Raw genomic sequence first — 23,120 nt, forward strand, 5'->3', positions numbered from 1 at the left:
CATGACCTCGGCCCGCGCCGCCAGCCGTAGGGGCGTCCTACCACGGAGAAAAGCCCATGCACCAAGACAACCCCCTGATCACCTTCGAGCAAGAGGGCTCACGCATCACCGCGTGGACCAAGACCCGCTCCTCCCTTGTTCTCTCCGAGGATCCGAAGCGGGATCACGGGTACGGCTACCTCACCGCTCCCCTCCGCCAGCGCGGCCTGGAGGTCACCGTCGAGTACGGCCTGAGCGACTACATCGTCCACGCCGCCCTCCCCGACGGCAGCTCGATGATCATCTCGCCACCACAAGAACCGCCGACCGAGGACCCCGAGAGCTGGACGGTGATCCGCCACCGGGAAGCCGGGCCTGCGGTGTACGAAGTGATCTACGACTCGGAACCCGGCGGCCCGCACGCCCAGCACGGCGGCAGCATCCCGAGTCTGCTCGCCGCCGTCGACGCCCGCCTCGACCAGCTCGGCGTACCGCCACGCCCCGAGCAGCAACGCTCCTCCCGGGAGCGCGCCGCCGACGCCGTGCTCCACCCCGCGGGCTTCATCCCCGCCGTGGCGTTCGGCGGAGAGTGCTACCACCGGCTGCCCACGGGCATGACCGACCCAGCCGAACAACGGCAAGCGATGACCCGGGCCTTCACCACGCTGAAGGCCGAGGACTTCGACGTCCTGCGCGATTCGACCCTGCTCAAGCCCGGCATCCCCCTACCCGCTCCCACGAAACAGGTCTCGGCGACCGCCACACCGCCCATCCCGCCAAGGCCCGGAATCCGGTAGACCAGGCCGCCCTGCCGGCCTTTGCCTCGCCACGGGTGAGCGCTGCTCTCACGCCCTCGCCGTCGGCCGGACCGCGCACGGTCCGCACACGCCTGGCGACAGACCCGCCCCCGCGCCCCGTGCTGCCGCCCGCGCGTCCCTCCACCACCCCTGGCCGCTGAACCTCTTCCCGCCTCGGAGTACGCCGTATGCCTCTCAACAGCAGAACCGTTCCGGCCCTCGACCTCCCCCGTCATCGAGCCCGCACCGGATGGATCAGCCGTGTCGCCCACCTCCGCCGAAGAACCGCTTGCCGACGTCACCGTCGGCCGCCACCCCGACTACGGCATCGTCGCCGCGAACCCCAAGAACCTCGCCGCCAGCACCTGGATGCTGGAGCGGCTCGACTTCCACCCCGTCCTGGGCGAGCCGACCCTGTACGCCCTGACCGACCAGCAACGTGACGGACAGGGCCGCGCCACCCGAGCCGTCGCGCTGCTACGCAACGCCGGCTTCCGCGTCGACACGGACGCCGTGTTCAACCCCTCCCTCGTACCTGACACGGAGCCCATCCCGTCCCGGGCTCCGCTCGGCCAGCCCGATGTCGCGCTCGCCGAGCATCCACGGCTCGGCATCATCGCGGCCATCGACAGCCGCGCCTCCGGACTCACCGGACTCGCACTGCTCGACCGCGGCTGGCGGCACGATCCCCGCCTGGACATCTACACGCTGCCCGCCACCACCGGCCGCGACGAGGCCCTGGGGAAGGTCGCCAGCGCCACGCTGGCCCTGCACCGTTCCGGTGTCCGGGTCGCGGTGCAGCCCCGCCTGGCCCAGGACGTAGCGGCCCGCCGCCCCGCGCCCGCGCCAGCCCCGTCCCGCGACCTCATCCAGGGCGCCGGCGTCCGAAGCTCGCCGATCAGCGCCGTCGCGCTCGCCGCCAGCCCGGCCCTCGCCGGCCTCCCGGGCACGGCACCGGTGACCACTCCCGCCACCTCCGTCGCGGCAGCCCGGCCGGTCGACCCGCGCATCGCGTTCTCCCGCGACCGCTAACCCAACTCCCGTAAGGAGACTCCCCCATGGCTGTGAAGACCATCTGGCCGATCAACCACTCTTGCGGTCACCACACCGAACGGGGCCTGTCCGATCGGCCGGCCGGCTCCGCAAGGAGACCGACCCGGACCGCCAATGCGTTAAGACATCGTCTCGACATACCCCTTGGGGTCGCCGTCGAAGCCTCCGCATGCCTGGACCGACACATGGGCGACCAAAATTGTGTACGCGCCCAGCAGCGTCGCGGGCTCCCTGGTCGCATAGGGATCCGACAAATCTGCCGTCTTGAGGACATCGGGCCATCGGAAGGACCACTCTGCCTTGCCCTTGGGCATGGTGAGGGGAACCGTCTCCCCCTTGGGGAGCTTCAGATGAACGGCCACCGGTTCGTCGAGCGGCTGAGCATGCGAGGCTCTCACCTTTATCACCGCCTGAGAGACGAAGCGGCCACGGAAAGATACGGGAGTCACCGAAACCGAGTAGTCGTTACTGGGGTTCTCCACGGGCATACCGTCGCCCGACATGCCGTCCCCGTCCAGAACACACTTCCCCAGCACAGGGCTGAACGTGAGAATGCCAAGCCGGAATTCCTCGTAGTCCGACAAAGGGTCGCTTTCGTCTGCCGGATCCGACGCCGACTCGGTGCCCGGTGGCTCCGATGCCGCTTCCTCCGCCGACGAGCCGGCGCCGGGGATGGCCGAAACGGTCGCGGAGGCGATCGGGTCACGGGGACCCGCGTCCGCCTGCCCCTCGTGGCCGGGGACCAGCCAAGGGCCGATGGCCGCTCCGGCGAACATCAAGGCCACGCCTGACGCGGCAAGGATGACCCGTTTGCCCCAACGGCTCCGGCGGGTCGCTGCCAGTACGGTGGGGGAACCCACGCCGGGTTCTGTTTCCGCAGAACGTGAAGGAGCCCGACGGAAGGCGGATCTGGTCTTTTTGTGGCCGTAGGAGCGCAAAGAGGTCAGGTGGGCGAGGACCACGTTCAGGGTTGGCCTCTCGCGGGGGTCCTTATGCATGCACCCTGCGACGAGGTCCCGCAGTTCTTCGGGCACGTCCGAGAGCCAGGGCTCTTCATGGACGACGTGGTACTGAGCGGTGAGGGCGGTGGCGCCCCGGAAGGCGTGGTCGCCCGACGACGCGAAGGCCAGCACTGCGCCAAGGGCGAATACGTCGGAGGCTGGACTGATCGACTGCCCTTGGACCTGCTCGGGCGAGAAGTAGCCCGGGGTGCCCACCACCGCCCCTGTGTGCGTGGCATGGCTGAAGTCAGTGGCATAGGCGAGCCCAAAGTCGATGATCTTGGGGCCGGCTTCGGTGAGCAGCACGTTGCCGGGTTTGAGGTCGCGGTGGACCAGACCTGCTCTGTGGATCGACGCCAAGCCGAAGGAAAGACCGAGAGCAAGCTCCACGGTTGCCGGCAGCGTCAAGGGGCCGTGGCTCTGCACATGGTCACGAAGCGACAGGCCTTCGACGTACTCCGTGGCCAGCCACGGCTCGCGGGCCCGAACGTCGAAGCCAATCACGCGAACCGTGTATGGACTCCTGACCGAACTTGCTGCTGTCGCTTCCCTGGTGAACCGGCGCCGGAAGCCCTCCTCTTGGGCGTAATCGTTCCTGATGGTCTTCACGGCCACGTGGCCGTCCCGCCCCTCCTGCGCGGCCAGGTAGACCGTTCCCATCCCACCACTGCCGAGCCGTGCCACGAGTCGAAACGAACCGATTCTCCTCGGATCGCCTTCCTGCAGATCCCACACGCAGGCACCGCCTTCCCTTCGGGTTTCAAGGGCAGACGATAACTCTTCGCTCCCCCGGACCTATCCGCTTCTCAACCTTGAACTTGACGCACACAAAAGGCATTTCATAGAAAACGGGCGCCACTGGGTAGGGGTGACACGCTGCGCGAGGCTGGCGTCCGACGCCGATGGTGATCGCCTGCCCTAGCCGCTCGCTGCCCCGCTGCGGCGGGGCACGGGGCCCTCCTCTCCCGCCAAGGTCTGGGCCGGATGAACGCGGCGTCTATCAACGATCCCCGGCCGGGCCAAATCCCGAATCCTGCGGATTCTCTCCCTGTCGGCCCAACCTCCCGGGTCCTCGCTTGCTCCTTTCTCTTTCGAGGTAGAGACCGTGATCGCCCACTTGCAGCGCGCCAGCGACACCGCCGGCCTGCTCTCGTACCTGTACGGGCCTGGTGAACGCGGCAACCACGCCCGCCCCCGGCTGATCGCGGGCGACGGCCATGGGGCGCCGATCGAGCTGCTCGCCGAGCCGGGCTCGCTTTCCGACTTGGCCCAGGCGCTCGACGCTCCCGTCGAACGTCTCGGGGCCCGTGCTCCCACTCGGCCAACGTGGGTCTGCTCGGTCCGGTCCGACCCCCGTCGGCCGGACCTCACCGACTCGCAGTGGGCCGTCGTGGCCCGCCGGCTGGTGTCCGCCACCGGCATCGCCCCGGACGTTGATCCGGACGCCTGCCGGTGGGTTGCCCTGCGCAACCAGCCCCGGCAGCTGCACATCGTGGCCACCCTCGCCCGCGAGGACGGCGGCCTGCACCACGGCTATCGCGACGCCTTCCGCCTCCAGACGGAGTGCCGCCGGATCGCGGCCGACCTGGGGCACCTGGCCACCGCCTCCCATCCAACCGCCCGTGCCCAGGAGACCTCTGTGCCCGCTCCTCCGATCACCATCTCCTCCGAGTTCAGCGGCAGCGTCGTGGCGAAGGGCGCCAACGACGATCTCTCCGCCATGATCCTCAAGCACGCCGGCTTCCAGCAGATCCAGGACTGGCACGGCCGCCGCCACCGGCTTCCCACCACCACGCTGGCCGCCGACCAGGTCGTCATCGCCAGCCACGCGGCCGAAATGCTCCGCGCCGCCCGCTACGACGTCGATCTCGATCCCTCTCTGGACTCGGCCCGGATGAGCACCCCTGTGAATCTCCTTGGGTCCTACGCCGCCGGAGCCGCACTCCTCCAGATCACCGACCAGATCAGGTCGGCCGAGAACGGTGAGGACCTTCAGCGAGCGGTCGACCAGCTCCTCCACCCCGACCACGGTGCCCTGGAACGTGTCCGGGAAGCGTTGGAGGCGGCGGGCGAGCACATCAACGACCTCGACGACGAGGCTTACGCGCTGGCCGACCGGTTCGGCTTCGCGGCGGAGTTTGTCAGCTCGGCGCAGTCGGAGCTCGTCGACTCGGAGGACGCGGTGCGCCGTGTCGGCGCCCCGCCCCGGCCCCAGGCCGAGATACGGACACACTCCTCCAAGCTGCCTATTTCTCAGAGCGCGGCGCTGGCCGTGTCGCCTGCGGCGGCCAAGGCCGGAACGGGCACCAGCGCCTCGCCGCTCGCCGCACCGTCTCCATCCGCGGCACGTTCCGCACCCCGCTCCCGCTGAAGTTCCCGTTCGATCCGCAAGGAGTAGGCCCGTGAGCCGCACGAGAGCCGAGCGTGCCCCGCCCCTGCCCGCTCGCGCCCCAAGGAACTGGCCTTGCCCTCCCCACGCACCAGTGCACCGTCGACCACCACCGGCTCCGACGTGCTCCTCTATCTCCTCTTCGGCGTTCTCGGCGCCGCTATGGTCTACGGCTGCCTCGCCTGGCTGACGGGCAACCTCACCAACGCCGTTGTCGGTAGCGACCCGTGGACCCCGTTCCGTGCCACGGATGCCCTGTTGCACCCCGAGTTGCTGTGGCCGGCCCTGAGCACCACCGCGCTGCTGGTCGGCGTCCGTGTCGTACCCGGCCTGCTCAGCCTGGCCCTGATCACCACCGTTCTAGTGCTGTGGACCCGCTCGCGCTCCGGTGCCAAGACCGGTCTCGCCCGCAAGAGCGATCTGGCGCCGCTGCTGGACAAACAGATCACCGCCAAGGCGAAGAGCCTGCGGCCGTCGCTGGGCGGCCGGGAGTGTAAAGAGGTCGCCCCCGCTGACCGTGGCATCCTGCTCGGCACTCTTGACCCGGGTCGGGACGCGGTCCGCGCGTCTTGGGAGGACGTGATCGTCGCGATCATGGCCCCGCGTTCCGGCAAGACGTCCGGGCTGGCGATCCCGGCGATTCTCGCGGCACCCGGCCCGGTCCTGCTCACCAGCAACAAGGCCGCGAACGACGCCTTCACTGCCACGGTGGACTCCCGTGCGGAGGTCGGCACGGTCTGGACGCTCGACCCCCAGCAGATCGCCCACCATCCGCGCGAGATGTGGTGGGACATCCTGGCCGACGCCCGCGACCTGGCCGGGGCGAAGCGGCTGGCCGGGCACTTCGTCGCGGCGAGCGTGGATGAGTCGAGCGGCTCCGATTTCTGGTCCACCGCCGCGTCCAATACGCTCGGCGCGCTGTTCCTGGCCGCCGCGAGCCACCGGCGGCCGATCACTGACGTGTTGGCCTGGCTTGCCTCCCCCGCCGACCGGACCCCGGTCGACCTGCTCACCGACGCCGGCCACGACGCGGTCGCCGCCCAGCTCCAGGGCACCGTCTCCGGCGCAACCGAGACCCGCGACGGCATCTATGAGACGGCGAGGCAGTACGCGAGCTGCCTGCTCGACCCGGAGGTCGCCGCCTGGGTCACCCCGAGCGAGAACCACCCCGAGTTCAAGCCCCTCGCCTTCGCCACCTCCCGCGACACGCTGTACCTACTGAGCAAGGACGGCGGTGGCAGCGCGTCCGCGATCATCGCGGCTGCGGCCGATGCCGTGATGCGCTCGGCCGTGATCGTCGCCGAGCGCTCCGGCGGACGGCTCGACCCGCCCGCCCTGTGCGTCCTCGACGAGGCCGCCAACGTCTGCCGCATCTCGGACCTCCCGGACCTGTACAGCCACCTGGGCAGCCGGGGTGTCATCCCGATGACGATCCTGCAGTCCTACCGGCAAGGCCAGCGGTGTTGGGGCGAGGCCGGGATGGACGCCCTGTGGTCCGCCGCCACCGTCAAGATCGTCGGATCGGGTATCGACGACGCCGACTTCGCCGACCGCCTCAGTCGGCAGGTCGGTGACCACGACGTCCAGACCGTCTCGGTGTCGACGAGCGAAGGCAGCAAGTCCACCTCGGTGAGCATGCGCACCGAGCGGATCCTGCCGCCCGACGCGATCCGTGCCCTGCCCAAGGGGAAGGTGCTGCTGCTGGCCACCGGCCTGCGGATCGCCATGCTCTCCATCCGGCCCTGGTACAAGGAGCCCTCCGCCAAGGCGATCGGGCCGGCATCCGCCCGCGCCACCATGGCGATCACCGAGCGGGCACTGGCGAAGGCCGTCGGCCACGACGACTTCGGGCTGTCGGCATGAGCGCGCCCACGTCGCGTTCCGCGCGGCTGGCGCAGTCGCCGGTCGTCCTGCGCGATGGCCGATGGTGGCTGGTCGGCGAGGCCGGGTCGGTTCCGCTCTCCGATCCCGCGTTCACCACCGTGCTGGACGGCTTTGCCGAGGCTGTGGCCGCCGCCGACCGGGCGGTCGCCGATCTGCATGCCCGGCCGGATGTGCCGTCCGCTTCCGGTACGGGAGGCGGTCGGTGAACCCGCTGCTTGACGCCGAGCAGGCGGTCCTCGGGGCGGTGCTGCTCGACCCGGGCCAGCTCTCGCCCCTGGAGTGGCTCGCGCCGGATCACTTCTACCGGCCGGTCCACCGGGCCCTGTTCGCCGCGCTGCGCAAGCTCCGGGACGAAGGCCACCCGGCGCTGGAGGGCGAGGGGCCGGTGCCGCTGTCGTGGGTGACCGACGCCGTCGACGAGGCCGGCCTCCACGTTCGGGGGCTGACCGCCTCGTACGCCCACATCCTGGTCTCGGCCTGTCCGCGTTCCGCGCACGCTCCGGTGTACGGCCGCATGGTGCTGGAGGGGGCGATCCACCGCACCGTCACCCAGCACGCGATCCGCCTTCACCAGGAGGCTCGCACGGGCGCCCTGCGAGGCGAGGTCGACGGGGCGCTGCGCTACGCGGACGTCCTCGCGGGGGTGCTCACCGATCTCGCCCGGCGGTGGGGCACCGAACCGCGACCGGTCGCGCCCGCAACGCCGCCGGCCATCGCCCCGTCCGCCCTTCCGCCGGCTCAGGCAGATCGGGTTGGCGAAGACGAGGAGTTCCTTCTGTCCCTCCTCGTCGAACGGCCAGGGGCCGTGGGCGAGGTGGTGGATTGGCTGCGCCCAGGGGACTTCGCCGACCCCGTCCACGGACAGCTCTACCGGTGCCTCGGGGCGCTGCACCACCGAGGCGAGCCCATCGACCGGATCACCCTGCTCTGGGAGGCTCAGCGGCGCGGCCTGCTGGCCGACGGCACGCTATCGGACGACCGGTTCGCCGCCATCTGCGACGGCGTGGGGGCCGGCGACGCCGAATGGCTCGGCACGCAGGTGATGCGTTCCTCGATCACGCGCACCGCCGCCGCCTCCGCTCGCGCCGTCCGTGCCCTGGCCGAGCATGAAGCCCTGGCCCCCGGGCAGCTGATCAACCACGCCCTGCACGCGCTCGGCCCGCTCGACGAGGTCCGCGCCCGCTGGGAATCCGCGCACGGCAGGCCCGCCTCCCGGGCGTCGACCCCCACGCCTTCCCCGAGCGGGCCGCCGCCGGCGCGGGTGCACGCGGCCCTCACCCGCAGTACGCGGCGCGCCGCTCCGTCGCCTGCGGAACGGCTCGGCCCTGGGCCCTCCCCGCCCGCCGCGCGCCCGCCCTCGCGCAACCACGGCTGACGCCCCTTTCCACCGCTCCTCCTCATGTACGGGAAATTCATCTTGACCACGAACTCTCTCTCCGATGCCCTGGCCATACGTGCCACGGCCTCGGCCTTCGACGCCCAGCGCGGCAAGCTCCCGATCCCGGGCGACCTCCATCGCCTCCCGGGCAGCGCGGCCGTCGCCCAGCAGATCTCCGAACTCGGCAAACTGATCACCGAGCTAGGCGACGAGGTCCTCTTCCGCACCGTCAACAGGGAACACGGCTCCCGCACCAGCCTGGCCGTCTCCAGCTTCTCCGCCGCCGTACGGCCTGCCGGTGAGGCGGCGTCAGCCCTCGGGGAGGTGGCGGAGCAGCTCGCGTTCCTGGAACGGACCGAGCACCTGCACGAGCGGCCCGACGCCCGGGATGCCCGGGAGACGGCTGGGCGGGTGATCGACGAGGCGCTCGGGACGGCGGACACGGCCCTGCGGGAGGCGGGCGACTCCTTGCACGCCGCCTCGACGGCAGTCTCGCCGCCGTCCTCGCGACTCCGGGCAGCCCTCAACCGGACCACCACCATGTGCGAGGCCGCGCCCACTGCGCCCGCGGCGCCGGCGTCGGCGATGGCTGTCGCGCCCCCGACCGTACGGGGCCGGTGACATGCCCGCCACCGTCTCCCGTCCTCCGCTGATCGGGTCGCTCTGCTCCGGGTACGGCGGGCTCGACCTGGGGGTGCAGGCCGCTCTCGGCGGCACCCTGGCGTGGCGTGCGGAGATCGATCCGAACGCCTCGCGCATCCTGGCCCGCCACTGGCCCGGCGTTCCAAACCTGGGCGACATCACGACCGTCGGTTGGTCCGCCGTCCCTCGGGTGTCGGGCACCGCACCGGCGCGAGCGGACCTTCCTCACGGCCTGGCCCGCCGGAGACCCTGCTCAATACGCCGACCAGCAACATCGGCAAGAACGGCGGCTCCCAGCACCTGTCGAAAAGGAAGCGTGGGGGCACGGTCCGAACTTGGCCGACGGGGTCGAGTGGCTCCTGCTGCCGACCCCGAAGGCGTCGGACGGGATCAAGGGCTCTCCCAACCAGCGGCACGGGAATGGGGACATGACCCTGCCCCGTGCGGCGGCCTCGCTCTCCCCCGCTCGGCGGATCGTCGGCACGGACCGTCGCTCCGGCGAGGAGCGGCGCCCTCCCCGGCCGACGTCGGTCCTGCCGCTGTGGGCGGATCCGTCTCCGGACGCGGAGGAGGCGACCGGCGGTGGGGACCGTACGCAGCTGCCATCACCCGATGGGAGACGCTCACCCGTCCGGCACCCGCGCCTACTGACGCGGCCGGGCGGCTCCGCGCCGACTTCGTCGAGTGGATGCAGGGCCTCGACGCCGGCTGGGTCACCGCCACCCCCGGTCTCGGTCGTCCGGCCCAGCTCACCGCGCTCGGCAACGGTGCCGTCTCCCAACAGGCTGCTCGAGCCCTGGAGTTGCTGGCGCCGCCGTTCCCGCGCTGTCCGCGTTGCGCGGCCGGGTAGCGGCTGCCTACCGGGTTCTTCCGGCAGGGCCAAACCGCGGTTTCTCCGCATCCTCTCGGGCATGTCGCCGTCTCACAGATGGAGCACGCTCTCATGTCCGACACCAGCCCGACCGCCCCCGCTCCCGGCCCGGAGCCGTTCCGGGTTTCCGACGGGGACCTCGATGACCTTGCCAGCATCCTCGCCAAGACCGTGGCCGAGGTCAGGCAGCACGGCGTCATCCTCGACCGCCTCGGCTCCGAGCCCGATCCCGTACCTGCTGCTGACCGGCAGGCGGACGGCACTGCGGAAGCCGGGGCGGCCGGCCCCGAGAAGACCGACGGCCCCGCCTCGGTGTTCATCCTCGCCCTGGGTGCCGAGGCGTACGCCGTCGAACTCGCCGCCCTCAGCGACTGGGTGAACTACCTCCTCCTGCCGGTGTACGGCCGGGAGATCAGCACGACGCGCCCCTGGTGCGCGCAGTGGCACGAGCACCCAGAAGCCGTCGCCCGGCTGCACGCCCTCTGGCTCGCGTGGCAGCAACTCACCGACACCGAGGCCGGCCTGGCCGGTCCGTCGACCTGGCACCGCGACCACCTGGACCAGGCCCTCGTCCACCTCCGTGCCCCGGACGGTCCGTTCGCCGCGTGCACGACGAGCCCGACCCGACCCAACCACCGGGTCCTGGCCACTCCCGCCTCTGAGCAGTCGGGGGTGATGACATGAACGGCGGCTTCGACTTCGACTTCGATCTCGACGAACTCGCCCCCGCCGATGCCGCGTCCGAGGAGGCAGTGGAGAGGTTCTGGTCCGGTGACCTGACGGCGCTGTCCCAGCACCACACCACGCCCAACGGCTCCCACAGCTTCGTCCTCGCCCACGACCAGTCGACCACGTGGGGAATACCCGGCGCTCCCCAGGTGATGGTGATCGCCGTCGCCCGGGACCTCACCCAGTTCACGTACACACTGGAGACGAGCCACCACGCCACGGTGTCCTTCGCCCAGAACTGGCTGGTCGAGCGCGGCTGCCCGCCCGAGGAAATCGCCGAGATCCACGGTGGCTCCTTGAAGCCCGCCGACGGCCTCACGGTGTGGGTCGAGCGGCAGATCCGGGAATCGGGCACCCGGTACGAGGTCCTCGACAACCACACCTCGGATTCCGACCCGAGCGAGACGTGGACGCTGACCCGCGACTCCCGTGCCGCCGAGGCGCCGATCCGGGTCTTCCACGAAGAGTGGGACCAGGGCACCGGCACGTACACGATGCACGAGGGCGCCTTCGCCGACGTGGACGCCGCCCGCTCCTGGCTGGACGAACGCAACGGCCCGCTGCCACTGCCGCCGGAGTACCGCGGTGAGGTCAACATCCTCCGCTCCCGCGCAGCCCTCTCCCGCTCAGCCGGCGCCGCCACGGCACGGAAGACCGGTCCCGACGTCCCCCGTACGTCACCGGCAGGGCCGGTCCGGCACCCGATCCAGGGGAGGCTGATGTGAGCCGCGCCCGGTTCGCCTTCGCCGCGCACCCCGACGCCATCGCGGACCTGCGGGAACTTCCCGACGACATCCGCGACCTGGCACTGCTGGAGCTGCAGAACCTGGTCCACGGCAGCGACGACTGCCTGCCGCTGAAGGGCCGTCTCGCCGGCTACCACAAGGTCTACGTCGACCCCTCCGTGTCCTACCGGCTGGTCGTCCAGTTCCGCCCGGCACCGCCGGCCTCGAACCACCAGCGCGAGATCTACCTCGTCGCCGCCGGAAGCCGGAAGGACTACGCGGTCTACCGCACGGCCCACCTGCGTACCGGCCCACCGCAGAACACCGCGGCGGCCTCCGCCACCAAGGCCCGTGTACAGGCTGCCTGGTCCCGTTCCTCCCTGACCACCGGCCGCCCGACCGCGTCCCCGGCAGCTCCTCCCGCAGCGGCCCACTCCACGGCCGCCACCTCCCGAAAGGTCCCCCAGCGATGACCACCGACCGAGCCCCGCTGTCCCGTACCGACCTGGCCAGCCTCCTCACCAAGGCTGCGCAGAGCGTCTCCGGAATCCTCACCGTCGAATACCCGACGGCCGCCAGCCGCTCCTACCTGCACCCCGTACTGGGCCCACTGTCCGCCGGTCCGCAGGTAGTTGGCGAACTGACCGACGGACTAGAAGAGTTCATATCCGCCGAGCCGCGTCCCACCACGCCTGCGGGACTGTTCACCCTGGCTTCCTACGCCTCCGCGCTGGGCTGGCTCACCGAGTCCCTCGCCGAGCTGACCACAGCCGTCGACCAGATCTCCACACGCGCGGGCATCCCCGCGGAACCCGGGGACCTGGCCTTCTCCGCGACCGAAAACGCCGAGGAGGAGAACGCGTTCGACTTCACCCCCAGCGCGCTGGAAGTGGCGGCGATCCGCACCGCCGCCGAGGCCGCCGATCTCCCGCCGGGCAACTACGTCGACGTGCTCTCCCAGTCACTGCTCGCGGCCTCCCGGATCACCGACGCCTGCATGGAGATCTCCAGCGGCCTACTCGAAGACGCCGCCTATGTCATCGACGAGGCGGCCGACCGCATCTGGATTGGTGGCGAACCAGGAGGTCTGCCCACCTTGGTCCGTTCGCTGCTCGCTCGGATGGAGGCGGCCGAATGAACCCGCGTGAGACGCCTGACTGGCCCGCCGTCATTCCCATCGATTCGTTCGACGCTCAGCGCATCGAGGACGCGTTTTCCCTGATGGGACCCAAGTGGACCACCTCGTCGGTGATGACCATGCCCCAGGAGGGCCGCCCCCTGCGGGTGCGAGATGTCGCCGCCAGGCTCCCTTTCGTCAGCGAGCAGCTGGTCAGCAAGCGCCTGGTCACCATGCACGCCGACGGGTTGGTCCTCCGAACGGGCCCGCGCCACGGCGACTCCTACGTGCTGACCGACGCCAGCCGGGAGCTGGGCCCCGTTTACGCGATCGTCGAGCACTGGAGTGCTTCTTTGGCCAAGCAGTGGACCCCGTCGCCCCCTGTCCCCGTCTCGACGGCCCAGCGGACCCACTCCGGTATCCCGTTGGGGTCGGACGGCGCCCGGACCGTAGCTGCCCTGTGCCGGAGCGCTGCCGTGCCGAACTCCCTGTTCAGCCATGCTCCCCAGCCGCAACCGCGGGTGCCGACGGTCGTGACCGCTCAGTCGGCCCCGGGACGGTCGCGGTGACCCGGGTGGCACTGAGAACCGAGGCGCCCCTCCACCGCCACGGCGTCCGCGCGCGTTCCAGCCGTTCACTGCGCTGCGCACGCGGGCCCCCTCCCCATTCTGCGGGCGGGTCTGGTGTCAGAGGGCGTCGCCCGCGGCCTCGGCGTGCAGGGCCTGAGTCGCGTGCTTCTCGACGACGCGGGCGAGGGCCCAGCAGACCGCCGCGTCGAGCTTCTTGTACGTGGCTTCCGGACGCGCTTCTACGACGACGGCCGTCTCTTTCGGTCCGGTCGTGACGCGGACGCTCACGAAGACCATCGTGTCCGACGGTCCGCGCAGGGTCAGGTCCAGGACGCCGTGCCCGAACGCAGTGACCTCCTCCACCCGCAGGACGGGGTCCTTCTCGACCACGTGCCGCACGCTGTCCGTCAGCTGGAAGGCGGTTCTGCCCTCGATGGCGGGTATCCGCACTTCGCGGACGCAGGGCAGGGACACGGCTTCGGGGCCGAGCGCGATCCCGTACCGGCGAGCCGTGCGGGCGGCGCCCACCACTGTGGTGAGGACCAGTACGGTGGCGAAGACGAAGGCGACCGCCGCGCCCGCGGCCAGGGCCTGGGGAGCGGCTTCGCTCCACGGCGTGCCGTCGTCCAGGACCGGCACGGCAGTCGCGGCTGCCGCAAACACCACGCCGATCGCCAGCGCGGGCAGGGCCAGCCGGCGGACGACCGCCAGGCGGTAACCGAGCATCACATCGCTCCTTTCGCAGGGGGTCGAACCATAGGTGCGGGCGCTGCCGCCGCGTCCACACCTGCGGACAGCCCGGATTAACGCCCCGCGGCAACAGCAACGCAGGCCTGGCCCACGGCTGTTTATCAGAGCCGCACGCCCCCAGGGCGCGATCATGAACGAACAAGATCCACTTCTGCAACAGGCCCTAACACGGAGGCAAGGAGATGGACGATCGCCAACGGGATATGGAGGCGGAGTGGCCACCTGCCAGGATGGGGCTGCTCTGTCCGCGCATCGTCTCGGGAGTTCCGCTCATGCGCCGCCTTCCCGTTGTGTTCTCTCTCGCCACCGCAGTCGTCACAGCAGCGGCTATATCTGGCTGCTCCACCAGCCCGTCCGCTTCGGAGCAGGACGCCAGTTGGGAAGTGAAGGTAGGTGTGTGCGCATCCGACGGACCTTATGAATTGGAGGGCCAGCAGTTCCAGTCGCCGTCCTGTGCCATCACGGTCGACAACCGGGCCGGGTCCATGCGGGCGTACACAATCGATCTCACCTGCACCACCGCCAAGAGGGGCACCCCCTTCGCGGCGGGCTTCGCGCTGTACTACGTGCCGGCCGGCCAGCACACCATCGCCAGCAACGGCATAGCAATGAGCGGCACCGACCAGTCCATGTCCTGCCGACTGGGGTCGGCTACGGTCCGCGACCTGACGTCCGACGAGGGGAGCCCTGAACCGGCGCGGTCACCCGCGGGCGCTCTGGCCGACGCCGTGGCAACAGTCAGCCCAGACCCCGAGGACACCGCCGCCGAGGCAACTGCCTCCGCGCGAGCCGAGGCATCCCAGTCCGCCGCCGCTGCGGCGTCCGCCTCGGCCAGCGCGGACCTCGCCGCTGCCCGGCGTCGAGCCCTGGACCACACCTATGTGCTCGGCGACTACGCGGTGAACCTCACCAGCGTCGCCCCCTCCGGGTACGACATCGACGATCAGCACATGTACATCGCCGGCACGGTGACCTCACACTCCTCCGACACCGGCAGGATGAAGCAGTTCGGCCTCATCGTCACCCTGCTGCATGCGGACGGATCGGTTGGCACCAGCGGAACACTCTGTGTCCAGGTCATGGGCGGCATGTCCGAGATGGTCGAGACCACTACGGACGGCGGCACGCCGGACTGGACCTCGATCCGCATCACACGCAGCCCCACAACGCCGTGCTGAACGAAGCCAGCGGTCGGCGACGTACGGCCTGACCCTGGAAAGTGTCGGGCAGGCCGACGTCGCCTCGCGCAAGTTGCGCTCACTGGTGACAGCTCTCCAGCGGGGCAACGGAGCTGCGCCTCGTCTGTGCGAGGCCGGGGTCACTCGTCCTTGGGCTCGACATAGGTGCTGTCGAACCAGTCGATGAACTCGCGCACGGTGCCGATCTTCGAGATTCTGGCGTGAAGGGCTTTCTGGTCGTGGCCGATCACGAACCAGCCGCTGGCCACCAGTTCGCCGCAGCCGCAGTAGCAGGTGCGGGCGCCGTATGGAGAGTCGAAGTAGGTGATCGGATTGCGAGTCGTCTCGACGGGGGTGGGCTTGCCGACATAGGCGTCGTAGACCTCATCTCCCGGAGTGAGGTACCTGCCCTCCATCGCCTTGCGTCCTCCGGCCACCGGAACAAGCTTGTCGATCTCGATGACCATGCGGACCTGGCCCTCGTGGGAGAGCAGGGCGTAGCGCTCCTTCTCTGCACGCTCACCGAGCACCCAACAGCCGCGGTTGGCATGGAAGAGGGCCTCGTCGTCCATGACGGGATCGAAGCCGACGATGTTGCGGCCGAGCTGGTCCTCTTGCGGGTTGACGTAACGCCTCTCACCGAGAGTGATGTGGATCATCAACTGCCCCCAATAGGTGGATACCCAGGGCTCCCAGCCCTGCGGACTATTGGGATCCTGACGCAACGTCCGAATACCTTCAACCCCGGGATGCCAGGTCTTCAAGTATGTCGATGGGGAGAAGATCACCGCGATTCGCGCGATCGTTGACGACGCCAGCCTGCTCGACCTCTCCCGAGCGGTCCTCGACTCCGCCCACGTCCGCGCTAAAAAAGGGGGCGGACTCACCGGTCCGAACCCCGTGGACCGGGGCAAGCCGGGCTCCAAGATGCACATCTTGTCGGAAGCGAACGGACTGCCCCCTCGTCGGCACCTCGGCCGCCAACACCCACGACAGCCAAGCTCTGAAGACCATGGTGCTCGGTCACCAAACGAGACACGACCCCCACCGCGGCCATCATTTCAAACCCCAACGCCTGTACGCCGACAAGGCCTACGACATCCCTGAACTGCGGAAATGGCTCCGCGGGAAACGTATCGGCGTCCGCATCGCATGCAAGGGCATCGAGTCGTCCGAACGACTCGGACGCCGTAGATGGGTGATCGAGCGGACCATGTCCTGGCTCACCGGCTACCGCCGGCTCAACCACCGCTACGAGCGCCATCCCCGCAACTACCTGGCCTTCCTCGACCTTGCCACAGGCATCTGCTGCTACAAGCGACTCCTCCGCCTCACCACATAGGACACGGCCTAAGCGAGTGGCCTGTAGCGTGGATGCCTGGTCCAGGGCGCGAGTACCGGTCTGCTGATTCGGTCAGCTCGCGGGTGTCGTGGCTGACGCCGCGGACCTGGGGCCTGTGGTCGGACATCGGACGGCGTGGCCACACCCGGGGCGGGCTTGCGGAGCCTGGGTGGATGTTGCGGACGGAGATGAGGAACACGAGCTTCATGTAGCTCGTACTCCGCTCGGGACTGCGACGGCAGGAGGGCGGGGCTCAACTGACGTTCGAGCTGCCCGCCCGTCCAGCGTCTTCGCCACGGCCGCTCGTGCCCGTCGGCGGTTTTTCAGGCGGCCCCGCCGCATCGGCGCGTCGGTGGCGGTCGTGCTGCGAGCGAGGCCGAATGAATGCAGAGTCGAGGTCAGGTCTCCGGAGCCGAGGTGGGCGAGGGTTTCAGTGGGCCTGGCTTCCGCCACTCGAACGGACCTCATGAGCTGCCTGTCCGACCAACCCCCCTTAGGTTCTGGACCATGGCCGGCAACAAGCTCCGCCAGTTCTGGGACCGGTACTGGTCCATGCGTCACGTGGTGCCTCTGCCGCTTTTGATCCTGGCGGACCTGGTTCCGTTCGTGATTCTCGGGATCGCGATTCTGTTTCTGGGTGCTCACTTCCTCGGCTGGAGCCAGGCTTTTGATGTTTTCACGCTAAATACGTCACCAAAAGACTCGTCGATCAAGAATCAGGCTGTTGCGTGGATGCTCTGGGCTCTGGGATGGGGCATGGTCCCTGCGTTCATCGGTGCTGTTACTGGCGAGGCGGTTGGCGCGCTAGTCGGGAGGCGCGAAGCCGCTGAAGCCGCTAAAAAGCCCAGTGCTGCCACCGTGCGGGAGGCCGCTAAGTTGGCAGCGGAAGAGATCCGCAAGAAAAGGGGGCTCCCCACCCCACCGCCTGGGCCGCACATCCCTGACGGCAGCCTGCCCTCACAGGAACCAGACCAATGACGGGGACAAGACCGATCCGCACTTTGGGTGACCTTCAAGAGGCGGAGAATCCGCGACTGGCTGAACTCGCAGCCGTGCTTCCACGCGTGCACAGCGGGAACAGGGACGTTGCCCAAGATTGCTGGATCCAGTGGGTGAAGAAGCTGCTAGACAAGGATGCCTTCCAAGGTCATCCGCGCTCCGAGATCATGGATCGAGCCGAGGACTTCGCAGGTAGTTGCTTCATGGCCATGCTGATGCTTACGGATCAGTGTTTTCTGTGTGCTGGCGCTCCAGACTGGATTATCGACATGTTGCTAGGCTGGACCGATGGGGACTAAAGACGTCCGGACTCCTGACCAGGTAAAACGGGCTAGGAAGCTCGCGAAGATCGCCCGACCCTGGATGACCGATGCCGACATCCTCGAGTGGGAAGCACGGTGGAGCGAAATCTGCCGGAAGGCCTACCACGGCGAGATTGACCGAGAACTGTCAGATCTTGTCGTCGGTGAGCTTGAGGAGATGCGCGACCGTCTGGATGGCAAGCTCCCTGCCAAAGTCAAATTCCTCCACAGACTCACTGGTGCTTCCCTGCTGGACGCCGCGCGAGCGGTGGCCGAGGCAGGGGGCGACGTCGACAGGGCAGTCCAGATTCTGCGTGCAAAGCGCCTGCCAGGTGCTGTCCGTCCAGAGGCTCGGCCCGCTAGCGGCGCCATTGTCGCCTGTGTCTCCGAAGGCAACACCTCCGGCGTGCTGCTCGAGCTGAGGTGTCAGAGCGACTTCGTGGCCAAGGGCGAAAAATTCCGTGCTCTTGCTCAGGGAATCGCCGAGCACGTCGCCAAGACCTCCCCAGCCGATATCGAAGCCCTACTCGTCTCCGAGATTCACCCAGGAGAGACCGTGCAGGCGCTCATCGAGGTAGCCTGCGAAGCGCTCAGCGAGAAGATCACCTGCAGCCGTTTTGCGCAGTTCACAGGCGGCTACGTTGCCGCAGAATTGCGCCGCACCATGCCAGACCATCCGCCGCAAATTGGTGCCCTGGTCCAGTTCAAACAAGGTAACGCCAAGGTCGCCAGGGACATCGCGCAGCACATCATTGCCTTCGGGCCCAAGTACCTCAGCCGCCAGCACGTCCCTGAAGAAACGGTTGAGAGTGAGCGTCTCCTAGCCGAGACCAACGCGCGCCACGAGGACAATCCCGAAACTGCCCTATCAGATATCGTCGATGGCCGAATGAATGACTTCTTCCAAAGGTACGCCCTTCTTGAGCAGCCCTTCATCCATGCGCCCGAGAAGACCGTTCAGACGGTCTTGGACGAGGCCGGCGTCAGGCTGACGCGCTTTGCGCGCTTCCGCGTCGGCCTCGAAGAAACTTAGCCCACGAGGCTGTTCAGGTCGTCGTAGCGCCTGCCTTCCCATCCCGACTTCGCCGATCGCCTGCAGAGCTGACCAGAAGGACCGGACAGGGAACCGTGCGTCACGGCGGTGGCCGTGCCGAGAGCGAACCTTCCGCCGCACACCGGGCAGTGCGCGACAAGGTCGGTCGCGACGCCTAGGTGGTACCAGAAGCCGATGGCCACGGCCTCGGCCCGATGGCGCCGCCACCGACGGTCCGCCTGCTTGCACGCCGGGGAGCAGCACTGCTTGTCGCTGCGGGAGCGTATCGGCAGCGGCTTGAAGCAGAAGACGTACGCGCAGCGGCGTACCCGCCCAGCCATGTCTCCACCGTACGCCGGGGCGCCGGGCACGGCTGGTGCGTGGCCGTGTTCACGCCGGACAGGCTCCGGGGCGGCCCGAAGCTCCTGATGCGACCCCGACGCCGGGCGTGGGATCGGGGCTGCGGACTGTCACGGGCCCGCCCGGGCGGCCAGACCAGTGCACACGGCGCAGGGCTCAACGTGTCCTTGCCGACCAGGACACGCCGGGCGTCAACACGGCGGTCTCCCGTCGCCTCCCTGGGAGGATATTTCCCATGGAGCCGCTGCCGACCCCTTGCCCCGCGGAACGGATCCCGGACGCGAGCGGCCCGAACGGGTTCCACACCGCGTACGGGGCGGCCATGCAGCAGCGGCCGTGTTCATCGCCTTGGAGAGCGAGGGCTCTCGATGGAGGATCAAGGCCGACACCCTCACCGCTCCGGAGCACACCGTCGACACCGGCGTGTACGACGCGGTGCGCGACGCCATCATCCGGCTGATCCGCACCGGACAGATCCGCCCCGACTCCTACACCGGCCCGGTCTACTTCGTGCTGCACGACGTGGACAACGAGTCACGGGCGCGCGAACTGGCCGCCGCGCTGCACGCCGCCCTCTACGGCGACCTCGCACCCCTGGCCCGCGCAGTTCCCCCACTGCCTTGAGGACGCATACCGTCGGCGGCCTGTCACTGCGCGGTGGCGCGCCATGAGGCTGCGCAAGGGGAGGCAGGAGACCCGGGCGTGGTCGTGTCGCCTCGTATCCCCAGGAGCCGGGCCCCGGCGTCCTCCAGCAGGAGTCTCAGCGCGAGGCGGGCCAGGTCTCCGCAGTAGGCCCCGCCGCCAAGGGGACTCTGCGTGCCCTGCTCCTCCCCGTCAAGGCGTTGCTCACCGTGTACTCCCACACCGTGGACAACGACAGCACCACGGTCACGACTCCTGGCGAACGGGTGGACCTGAACGTCGACCGCCGGCCCTGTGTCGCCATCGGCGGACCAGTCGCACGTGCAAGGCCGAAGCGGGGCGGCGATCATGACGCGCTGTGATCTGTGCGGGACCTTGATTCCGGTCGGCTCGGAGATCTACTCGCTGGTCTCCGACTCCTCCGCGGTGCACGGGCACGATCCCTCGCTCGACGGCAGACGGATCCTCACCGCCTGTTCGGTCGAGCACCTGGCCGACCTCCAGCACGACTACAGGCAGAGACCCTTCGTCAACGCCGAGCTCTGGGCAAGCAAGATCGCTCTGGCACTGCAGGAGCACCCGGACGGCCTGAGCACCCAGCGTCTGGTTGAGGAGACCGGGCTCAACACCGTCCAGATCGAGCGCGCCCTCGCCTGGCAGCACGAACGCCGACGAAGCGAATACGACCCTGACCCGCCGCCCGCCGCCCGCCGATCCAGCCGACGTCGACGGCGAGTGATTGAGCATTTTCCAACCTGGTTTCTGTGATGGCCAGTTGGGCTGACAGTGCAGTGAAGCCCCTGGTAGATGGGTTTTAGACCAAGAGAACCATCTCCACCAGAGGCTTCACACGCTTGTGTACCCATCGGGGATCGACGTGTCCAGTTCCGCTCTGCGCTTCCCGTCCGCCCGGCTGCGTGCATCAGGCAACAGGCTCACCCTCACGGCCTTCGTCTCGGTCACATGCACCTTGGTCGGAGCACATGATCAGACGAAGACCGCCCCCACGTCCGGCGGATCCCCATGTGAGCGACCCAGTTCGAGACGCCTTCGAGGGGTCCTGTGACAACGAACCTCGAGCAAATTGCTGCTGGCGCCCTACCAGCCCATGTTCTTGGCCACCTCGGCCTGTGCTGCGGCGATCTCTTCGTCGGTGGACTCGATGACGTCCACCTCCTCCAAGCGTGCAAGCAGGTCCGCGAGAGCCTGCTTCTGAGCCGGGTGCGTGATCGGTACGGCGTTCAGGTCGGTGCTCATCAGCCAGTCGAACAGCACGATGGCGTCAGAACGCCACAGACGGAGATCGACGGTTGGTGTTGACCCCCAAGAGAACCCAGTTTCCATGTGGGCATCTTGCCAGGTCAGTGCGCTGTGGATCGTCACAGATCAATGGTCACGCGGCTGCCTGCCTCAACCCTTCGGTGACACAGCTTCACGCTCGCCCGTCAAACGTCGACAGTAATGACCAAGGTCCAGTTTCATAGGACGAGGCCGGAAGATAAAGAACAAGCTCAGCGCAGGAAACCCCTGTCGCGGACAGCACTGGTCTCGAGGGCAAGGACGTTGAGTACAAGGTCGTGCTCCGCTTCCGTCCGGGGGGCCGGGCATCTTCGGCTTGCGGGCGGCGTTCTACGAGTTGGACCGGATCGTCAGCTCAGCATCCGCCCTTCGCCTCGCGCTCGCAGAGAGTGGTACGTACGTGCCGGCGATCAGACGCGTGGTCGAAGCGCGCGAAGCCGCCTCGACCACGGACCGGCTACCCGGCGAACCTGTCCAGAGCCGCTGTCGCCCGCTCGGGGCTCACTCCGCGTGCTCCGGGCCAGGTTGCCCGATCAGCCCGTTCCTGCGACCGTCGTCGGGCCGTCGGTGCCAGCCCCGGGGCCACGCCGCTGAACATTCAGGTGAGGTCCTCGTCGCGGTGGGCGTCCTCGGTGCGGGCGCCCACCGCGCGGGCCAGCTCCTCCACCGTCAGCTCGACGCACCGACCTTCCGCGACCCGGTGCTCCACCACCACGTCCTCGTCCGGCCACCTGTCGGACTGTGCGCCGACGCCCCACTGGCCGTCGGCGACCATCGCAATGTCGCTGGCGGTCCACGGCCGCCCGGCGGCACGGATCTTGCGCTCCAGCCGGGCTCCGTCCCAATGTCTGCCCGACTCCGCCATCCCTGCTCCCCCTTCGGCTCCGCACGGCTCGCTGCCGTAACTCGGTTACGACAACCCCCGCCGCCGTTCCCTTCCCGGGCCAACGGCGTCCTGGGCGCCTGACCACGATCAGTTCGCCCACGGCAGACGGGGCATCCGCGGAAACGACTACGGACTTCGGCATACCCCATGTCAACGTACAGGTGTCGGGAAAACCACAGGTCAACGAAGGGATCGTCCAACCGTGAACGCCTCCGCCACCCTCCTGCCCGCCGTCGTCCTCCCCACAGTGGAAGACCGCCGCTGGCTCTCCTCAGATCACTGCGCGGGCCTGGTGCTCGAACTCCTCCACTCCCTCGGCTGGACGGTCGTCGACACCCCGGAGGCCAACGTCCACGCGACGAGCCCGGACGGCCGGGTCTACGTCGGCTGGCTCCCCGAGGACCCCGCTGCCTGGACGCGCGACATCGTCTGGCGGGTCCAGGTACAGCCCGCCGAAGGCGATTCGTGGGTCCAGGAGTTCGGTATCAACACTCCCCCCGAGGCGGTGGCCGGATTCGTCGCTGCCCTCGTCGCCCGCTCCTCCTACTGAATCGGTGGTCGGGGCGGGCCCGCCCCCTACCGCCCGTTCCTACCGACTGGCCCTCTGACTCTCCACCTCAAGGCCAATCAGCCCCGTTCCCACTCAGTGTCCCAGCACGAGGTTCCGATCGCGCGCATGCTCCTAGCCACCCGCCCCGCTGACCAACCATCACGCTGACGGCACTCTCTGCCCGGCGGACCACAAGCACACCAGCTCCGGCAAGCCGCTCCACGCCGACTACCCGGGGCGCTCGTACACCCAGGCCGTCTGCTCGTGCGGCAGCTGGGAGATGAAGCAGCGCGGCAAGGGCTACGTCAGCGAGTGCCGCAAGCGCCACCTCGCCAGCCATGCCCAGGAGCCGAAGGTCCCCCGAGACCTGCTCCGCCTCGACTCGCCCTGACATTCCGACCCCGCCTGTCCGCACCGCTCCCGGAGGCCTCCATGCCCCAGTACCTGACCGTCGGCCACCTACTCCGCCAGCTCCAGGACCTCGACCCCAACCTGCCGATCCGCCTCGCCGTCAACCCCGATTTCTCCTTCACCCACTACGTGGGGACCGATGTCGTCGTCCGGGATGGCAAGGCGTTCATCGCCGACGACGGTCAGGAGGACTACCTACCCACGTCGGTGCGCGACGCCCTCACCTGGTCCTGA

Annotated in this window: 25 protein-coding genes and 1 pseudogene; 21 read left to right on the plus strand and 5 right to left on the minus strand. The window is 68.9% G+C overall.

What is annotated here, in order from left to right; genetic code table 11:
* Window positions 1-56 precede the first annotated feature (56 nt).
* Window positions 57-776 carry a hypothetical protein gene (locus tag ACFCY7_RS18345; protein WP_376486134.1) on the plus strand — a complete coding sequence of 240 codons (720 nt, stop codon included), beginning with the start codon at window positions 57-59 and terminating at the stop codon, window positions 774-776.
* 261 nt (window positions 777-1,037) lie between these two features.
* Window positions 1,038-1,808 carry a hypothetical protein gene (locus ACFCY7_RS18350; protein ID WP_376486136.1) on the plus strand — a complete coding sequence of 257 codons (771 nt, stop codon included), beginning with the start codon at window positions 1,038-1,040 and terminating at the stop codon, window positions 1,806-1,808.
* A 140-nt stretch (window positions 1,809-1,948) separates the two neighbouring features.
* Here ACFCY7_RS18350 and ACFCY7_RS18355 read toward each other — a convergent pair whose 3' ends face one another.
* Complete coding sequence (locus ACFCY7_RS18355; RefSeq protein WP_376486139.1) at window positions 1,949-3,565, minus strand: serine/threonine-protein kinase; 1,617 nt, start codon at window positions 3,563-3,565, stop codon at window positions 1,949-1,951.
* Between the two features lie 370 nt (window positions 3,566-3,935).
* On the opposite strand from ACFCY7_RS18355, the gene ACFCY7_RS18360 reads away from it, so the two are divergent.
* The 11 genes from ACFCY7_RS18360 (at window position 3,936) to ACFCY7_RS18410 (ending at window position 13,134) form a co-directional block, all read left to right on the plus strand.
* Window positions 3,936-5,201: a hypothetical protein gene (locus ACFCY7_RS18360; RefSeq protein ID WP_376486142.1), complete on the plus strand. Its 1,266-nt coding sequence runs from the start codon at window positions 3,936-3,938 to the stop codon at window positions 5,199-5,201.
* A 93-nt stretch (window positions 5,202-5,294) separates the two neighbouring features.
* Complete coding sequence (locus tag ACFCY7_RS18365) at window positions 5,295-7,082, plus strand: type IV secretory system conjugative DNA transfer family protein (RefSeq protein WP_376486144.1); 1,788 nt, start codon at window positions 5,295-5,297, stop codon at window positions 7,080-7,082.
* Complete coding sequence (locus tag ACFCY7_RS18370) at window positions 7,079-7,309, plus strand: hypothetical protein (protein WP_376486146.1); 231 nt, start codon at window positions 7,079-7,081, stop codon at window positions 7,307-7,309. The genes ACFCY7_RS18365 and ACFCY7_RS18370 overlap by 4 nt, the downstream gene beginning before the upstream one ends.
* Entirely contained in the window at window positions 7,306-8,478 is a 1,173-nt protein-coding gene (locus tag ACFCY7_RS18375) for a DnaB-like helicase N-terminal domain-containing protein (RefSeq protein WP_376486148.1), read from the plus strand. Before ACFCY7_RS18370 ends, ACFCY7_RS18375 begins: the two co-directional genes overlap by 4 nt.
* A 42-nt stretch (window positions 8,479-8,520) precedes the next feature.
* Entirely contained in the window at window positions 8,521-9,102 is a 582-nt protein-coding gene (locus ACFCY7_RS18380) for a hypothetical protein (RefSeq protein WP_376486150.1), read from the plus strand.
* A gap of 562 nt (window positions 9,103-9,664) precedes the next feature.
* Window positions 9,665-9,973, plus strand: a complete 309-nt coding sequence (locus ACFCY7_RS18385) for a hypothetical protein (RefSeq protein WP_376486153.1) — start codon at window positions 9,665-9,667, stop codon at window positions 9,971-9,973.
* Window positions 9,974-10,066: 93 nt separating this feature from the next.
* A complete protein-coding gene (locus tag ACFCY7_RS18390) occupies window positions 10,067-10,678 on the plus strand; it encodes a DUF4913 domain-containing protein (protein WP_376486155.1) in 612 nt (203 codons plus the stop codon).
* Window positions 10,675-11,448 (plus strand): glycosyl hydrolase, encoded by a 774-nt coding sequence (locus ACFCY7_RS18395; protein WP_376486158.1) that lies wholly within the window; start codon window positions 10,675-10,677, stop codon window positions 11,446-11,448. Before ACFCY7_RS18390 ends, ACFCY7_RS18395 begins: the two co-directional genes overlap by 4 nt.
* Window positions 11,445-11,921: a hypothetical protein gene (locus ACFCY7_RS18400; protein ID WP_376486159.1), complete on the plus strand. Its 477-nt coding sequence runs from the start codon at window positions 11,445-11,447 to the stop codon at window positions 11,919-11,921. Before ACFCY7_RS18395 ends, ACFCY7_RS18400 begins: the two co-directional genes overlap by 4 nt.
* A complete protein-coding gene (locus tag ACFCY7_RS18405; RefSeq protein WP_376486161.1) occupies window positions 11,918-12,586 on the plus strand; it encodes a hypothetical protein in 669 nt (222 codons plus the stop codon). Before ACFCY7_RS18400 ends, ACFCY7_RS18405 begins: the two co-directional genes overlap by 4 nt.
* Window positions 12,583-13,134, plus strand: a complete 552-nt coding sequence (locus ACFCY7_RS18410) for a winged helix-turn-helix transcriptional regulator (protein WP_376486163.1) — start codon at window positions 12,583-12,585, stop codon at window positions 13,132-13,134. Before ACFCY7_RS18405 ends, ACFCY7_RS18410 begins: the two co-directional genes overlap by 4 nt.
* Before the next feature lie 117 nt (window positions 13,135-13,251).
* On the opposite strand, the gene ACFCY7_RS18415 is transcribed toward ACFCY7_RS18410, so the two are convergent.
* Window positions 13,252-13,860: a hypothetical protein gene (locus ACFCY7_RS18415; RefSeq protein ID WP_376486165.1), complete on the minus strand. Its 609-nt coding sequence runs from the start codon at window positions 13,858-13,860 to the stop codon at window positions 13,252-13,254.
* 206 nt (window positions 13,861-14,066) lie between these two features.
* Between ACFCY7_RS18415 and ACFCY7_RS18420 the strand changes: the two genes are divergently transcribed.
* The gene (locus ACFCY7_RS18420; protein ID WP_376486167.1) at window positions 14,067-15,062 is read left to right on the plus strand and encodes a hypothetical protein; all 996 of its coding nucleotides are present in this window, start codon (window positions 14,067-14,069) and stop codon (window positions 15,060-15,062) included.
* 140 nt (window positions 15,063-15,202) lie between these two features.
* On the opposite strand, the gene ACFCY7_RS18425 is transcribed toward ACFCY7_RS18420, so the two are convergent.
* Window positions 15,203-15,721, minus strand: a complete 519-nt coding sequence (locus ACFCY7_RS18425; RefSeq protein ID WP_376486169.1) for a hypothetical protein — start codon at window positions 15,719-15,721, stop codon at window positions 15,203-15,205.
* A 145-nt stretch (window positions 15,722-15,866) separates the two neighbouring features.
* Between ACFCY7_RS18425 and ACFCY7_RS18430 the strand changes: the two are divergent.
* From ACFCY7_RS18430 to ACFCY7_RS18450, 5 genes and pseudogenes are all read left to right on the plus strand, one after another.
* Window positions 15,867-16,404 (plus strand): annotated as a pseudogene (locus ACFCY7_RS18430) (IS5 family transposase); the annotation flags it as partial.
* Window positions 16,405-16,911: 507 nt separating this feature from the next.
* Complete coding sequence (locus tag ACFCY7_RS18435; protein ID WP_376486172.1) at window positions 16,912-17,382, plus strand: DUF6313 family protein; 471 nt, start codon at window positions 16,912-16,914, stop codon at window positions 17,380-17,382.
* A 501-nt stretch (window positions 17,383-17,883) separates the two neighbouring features.
* Window positions 17,884-18,738, plus strand: a complete 855-nt coding sequence (gene tsf / locus ACFCY7_RS18440) for a translation elongation factor Ts (protein ID WP_376486201.1) — start codon at window positions 17,884-17,886, stop codon at window positions 18,736-18,738.
* Between the two features lie 696 nt (window positions 18,739-19,434).
* Entirely contained in the window at window positions 19,435-19,722 is a 288-nt protein-coding gene (locus ACFCY7_RS18445) for a hypothetical protein (RefSeq protein ID WP_376486174.1), read from the plus strand.
* Window positions 19,723-20,088: 366 nt separating this feature from the next.
* Window positions 20,089-20,508 carry a hypothetical protein gene (locus tag ACFCY7_RS18450; protein WP_376486177.1) on the plus strand — a complete coding sequence of 140 codons (420 nt, stop codon included), beginning with the start codon at window positions 20,089-20,091 and terminating at the stop codon, window positions 20,506-20,508.
* A 330-nt stretch (window positions 20,509-20,838) separates the two neighbouring features.
* On the opposite strand, the gene ACFCY7_RS18455 is transcribed toward ACFCY7_RS18450, so the two are convergent.
* Both ACFCY7_RS18455 and ACFCY7_RS18460 read right to left on the minus strand, forming a co-directional pair.
* On the minus strand, window positions 20,839-21,123 hold the full coding sequence (locus ACFCY7_RS18455; RefSeq protein WP_376486180.1) for a hypothetical protein: 285 nt from the start codon (window positions 21,121-21,123) through the stop codon (window positions 20,839-20,841).
* 514 nt (window positions 21,124-21,637) lie between these two features.
* On the minus strand, window positions 21,638-21,814 hold the full coding sequence (locus tag ACFCY7_RS18460) for a hypothetical protein (RefSeq protein WP_376486183.1): 177 nt from the start codon (window positions 21,812-21,814) through the stop codon (window positions 21,638-21,640).
* 313 nt (window positions 21,815-22,127) lie between these two features.
* On the opposite strand from ACFCY7_RS18460, the gene ACFCY7_RS18465 reads away from it, so the two are divergent.
* Complete coding sequence (locus tag ACFCY7_RS18465; RefSeq protein ID WP_376486185.1) at window positions 22,128-22,475, plus strand: DUF317 domain-containing protein; 348 nt, start codon at window positions 22,128-22,130, stop codon at window positions 22,473-22,475.
* A gap of 432 nt (window positions 22,476-22,907) precedes the next feature.
* The gene (locus ACFCY7_RS18470; protein ID WP_376486186.1) at window positions 22,908-23,120 is read left to right on the plus strand and encodes a hypothetical protein; all 213 of its coding nucleotides are present in this window, start codon (window positions 22,908-22,910) and stop codon (window positions 23,118-23,120) included.

This window comes from Streptomyces sp. NPDC056361 (genome assembly GCF_042262805.1).
Classification (GTDB): Bacteria; Actinomycetota; Actinomycetes; order Streptomycetales; family Streptomycetaceae; genus Streptomyces.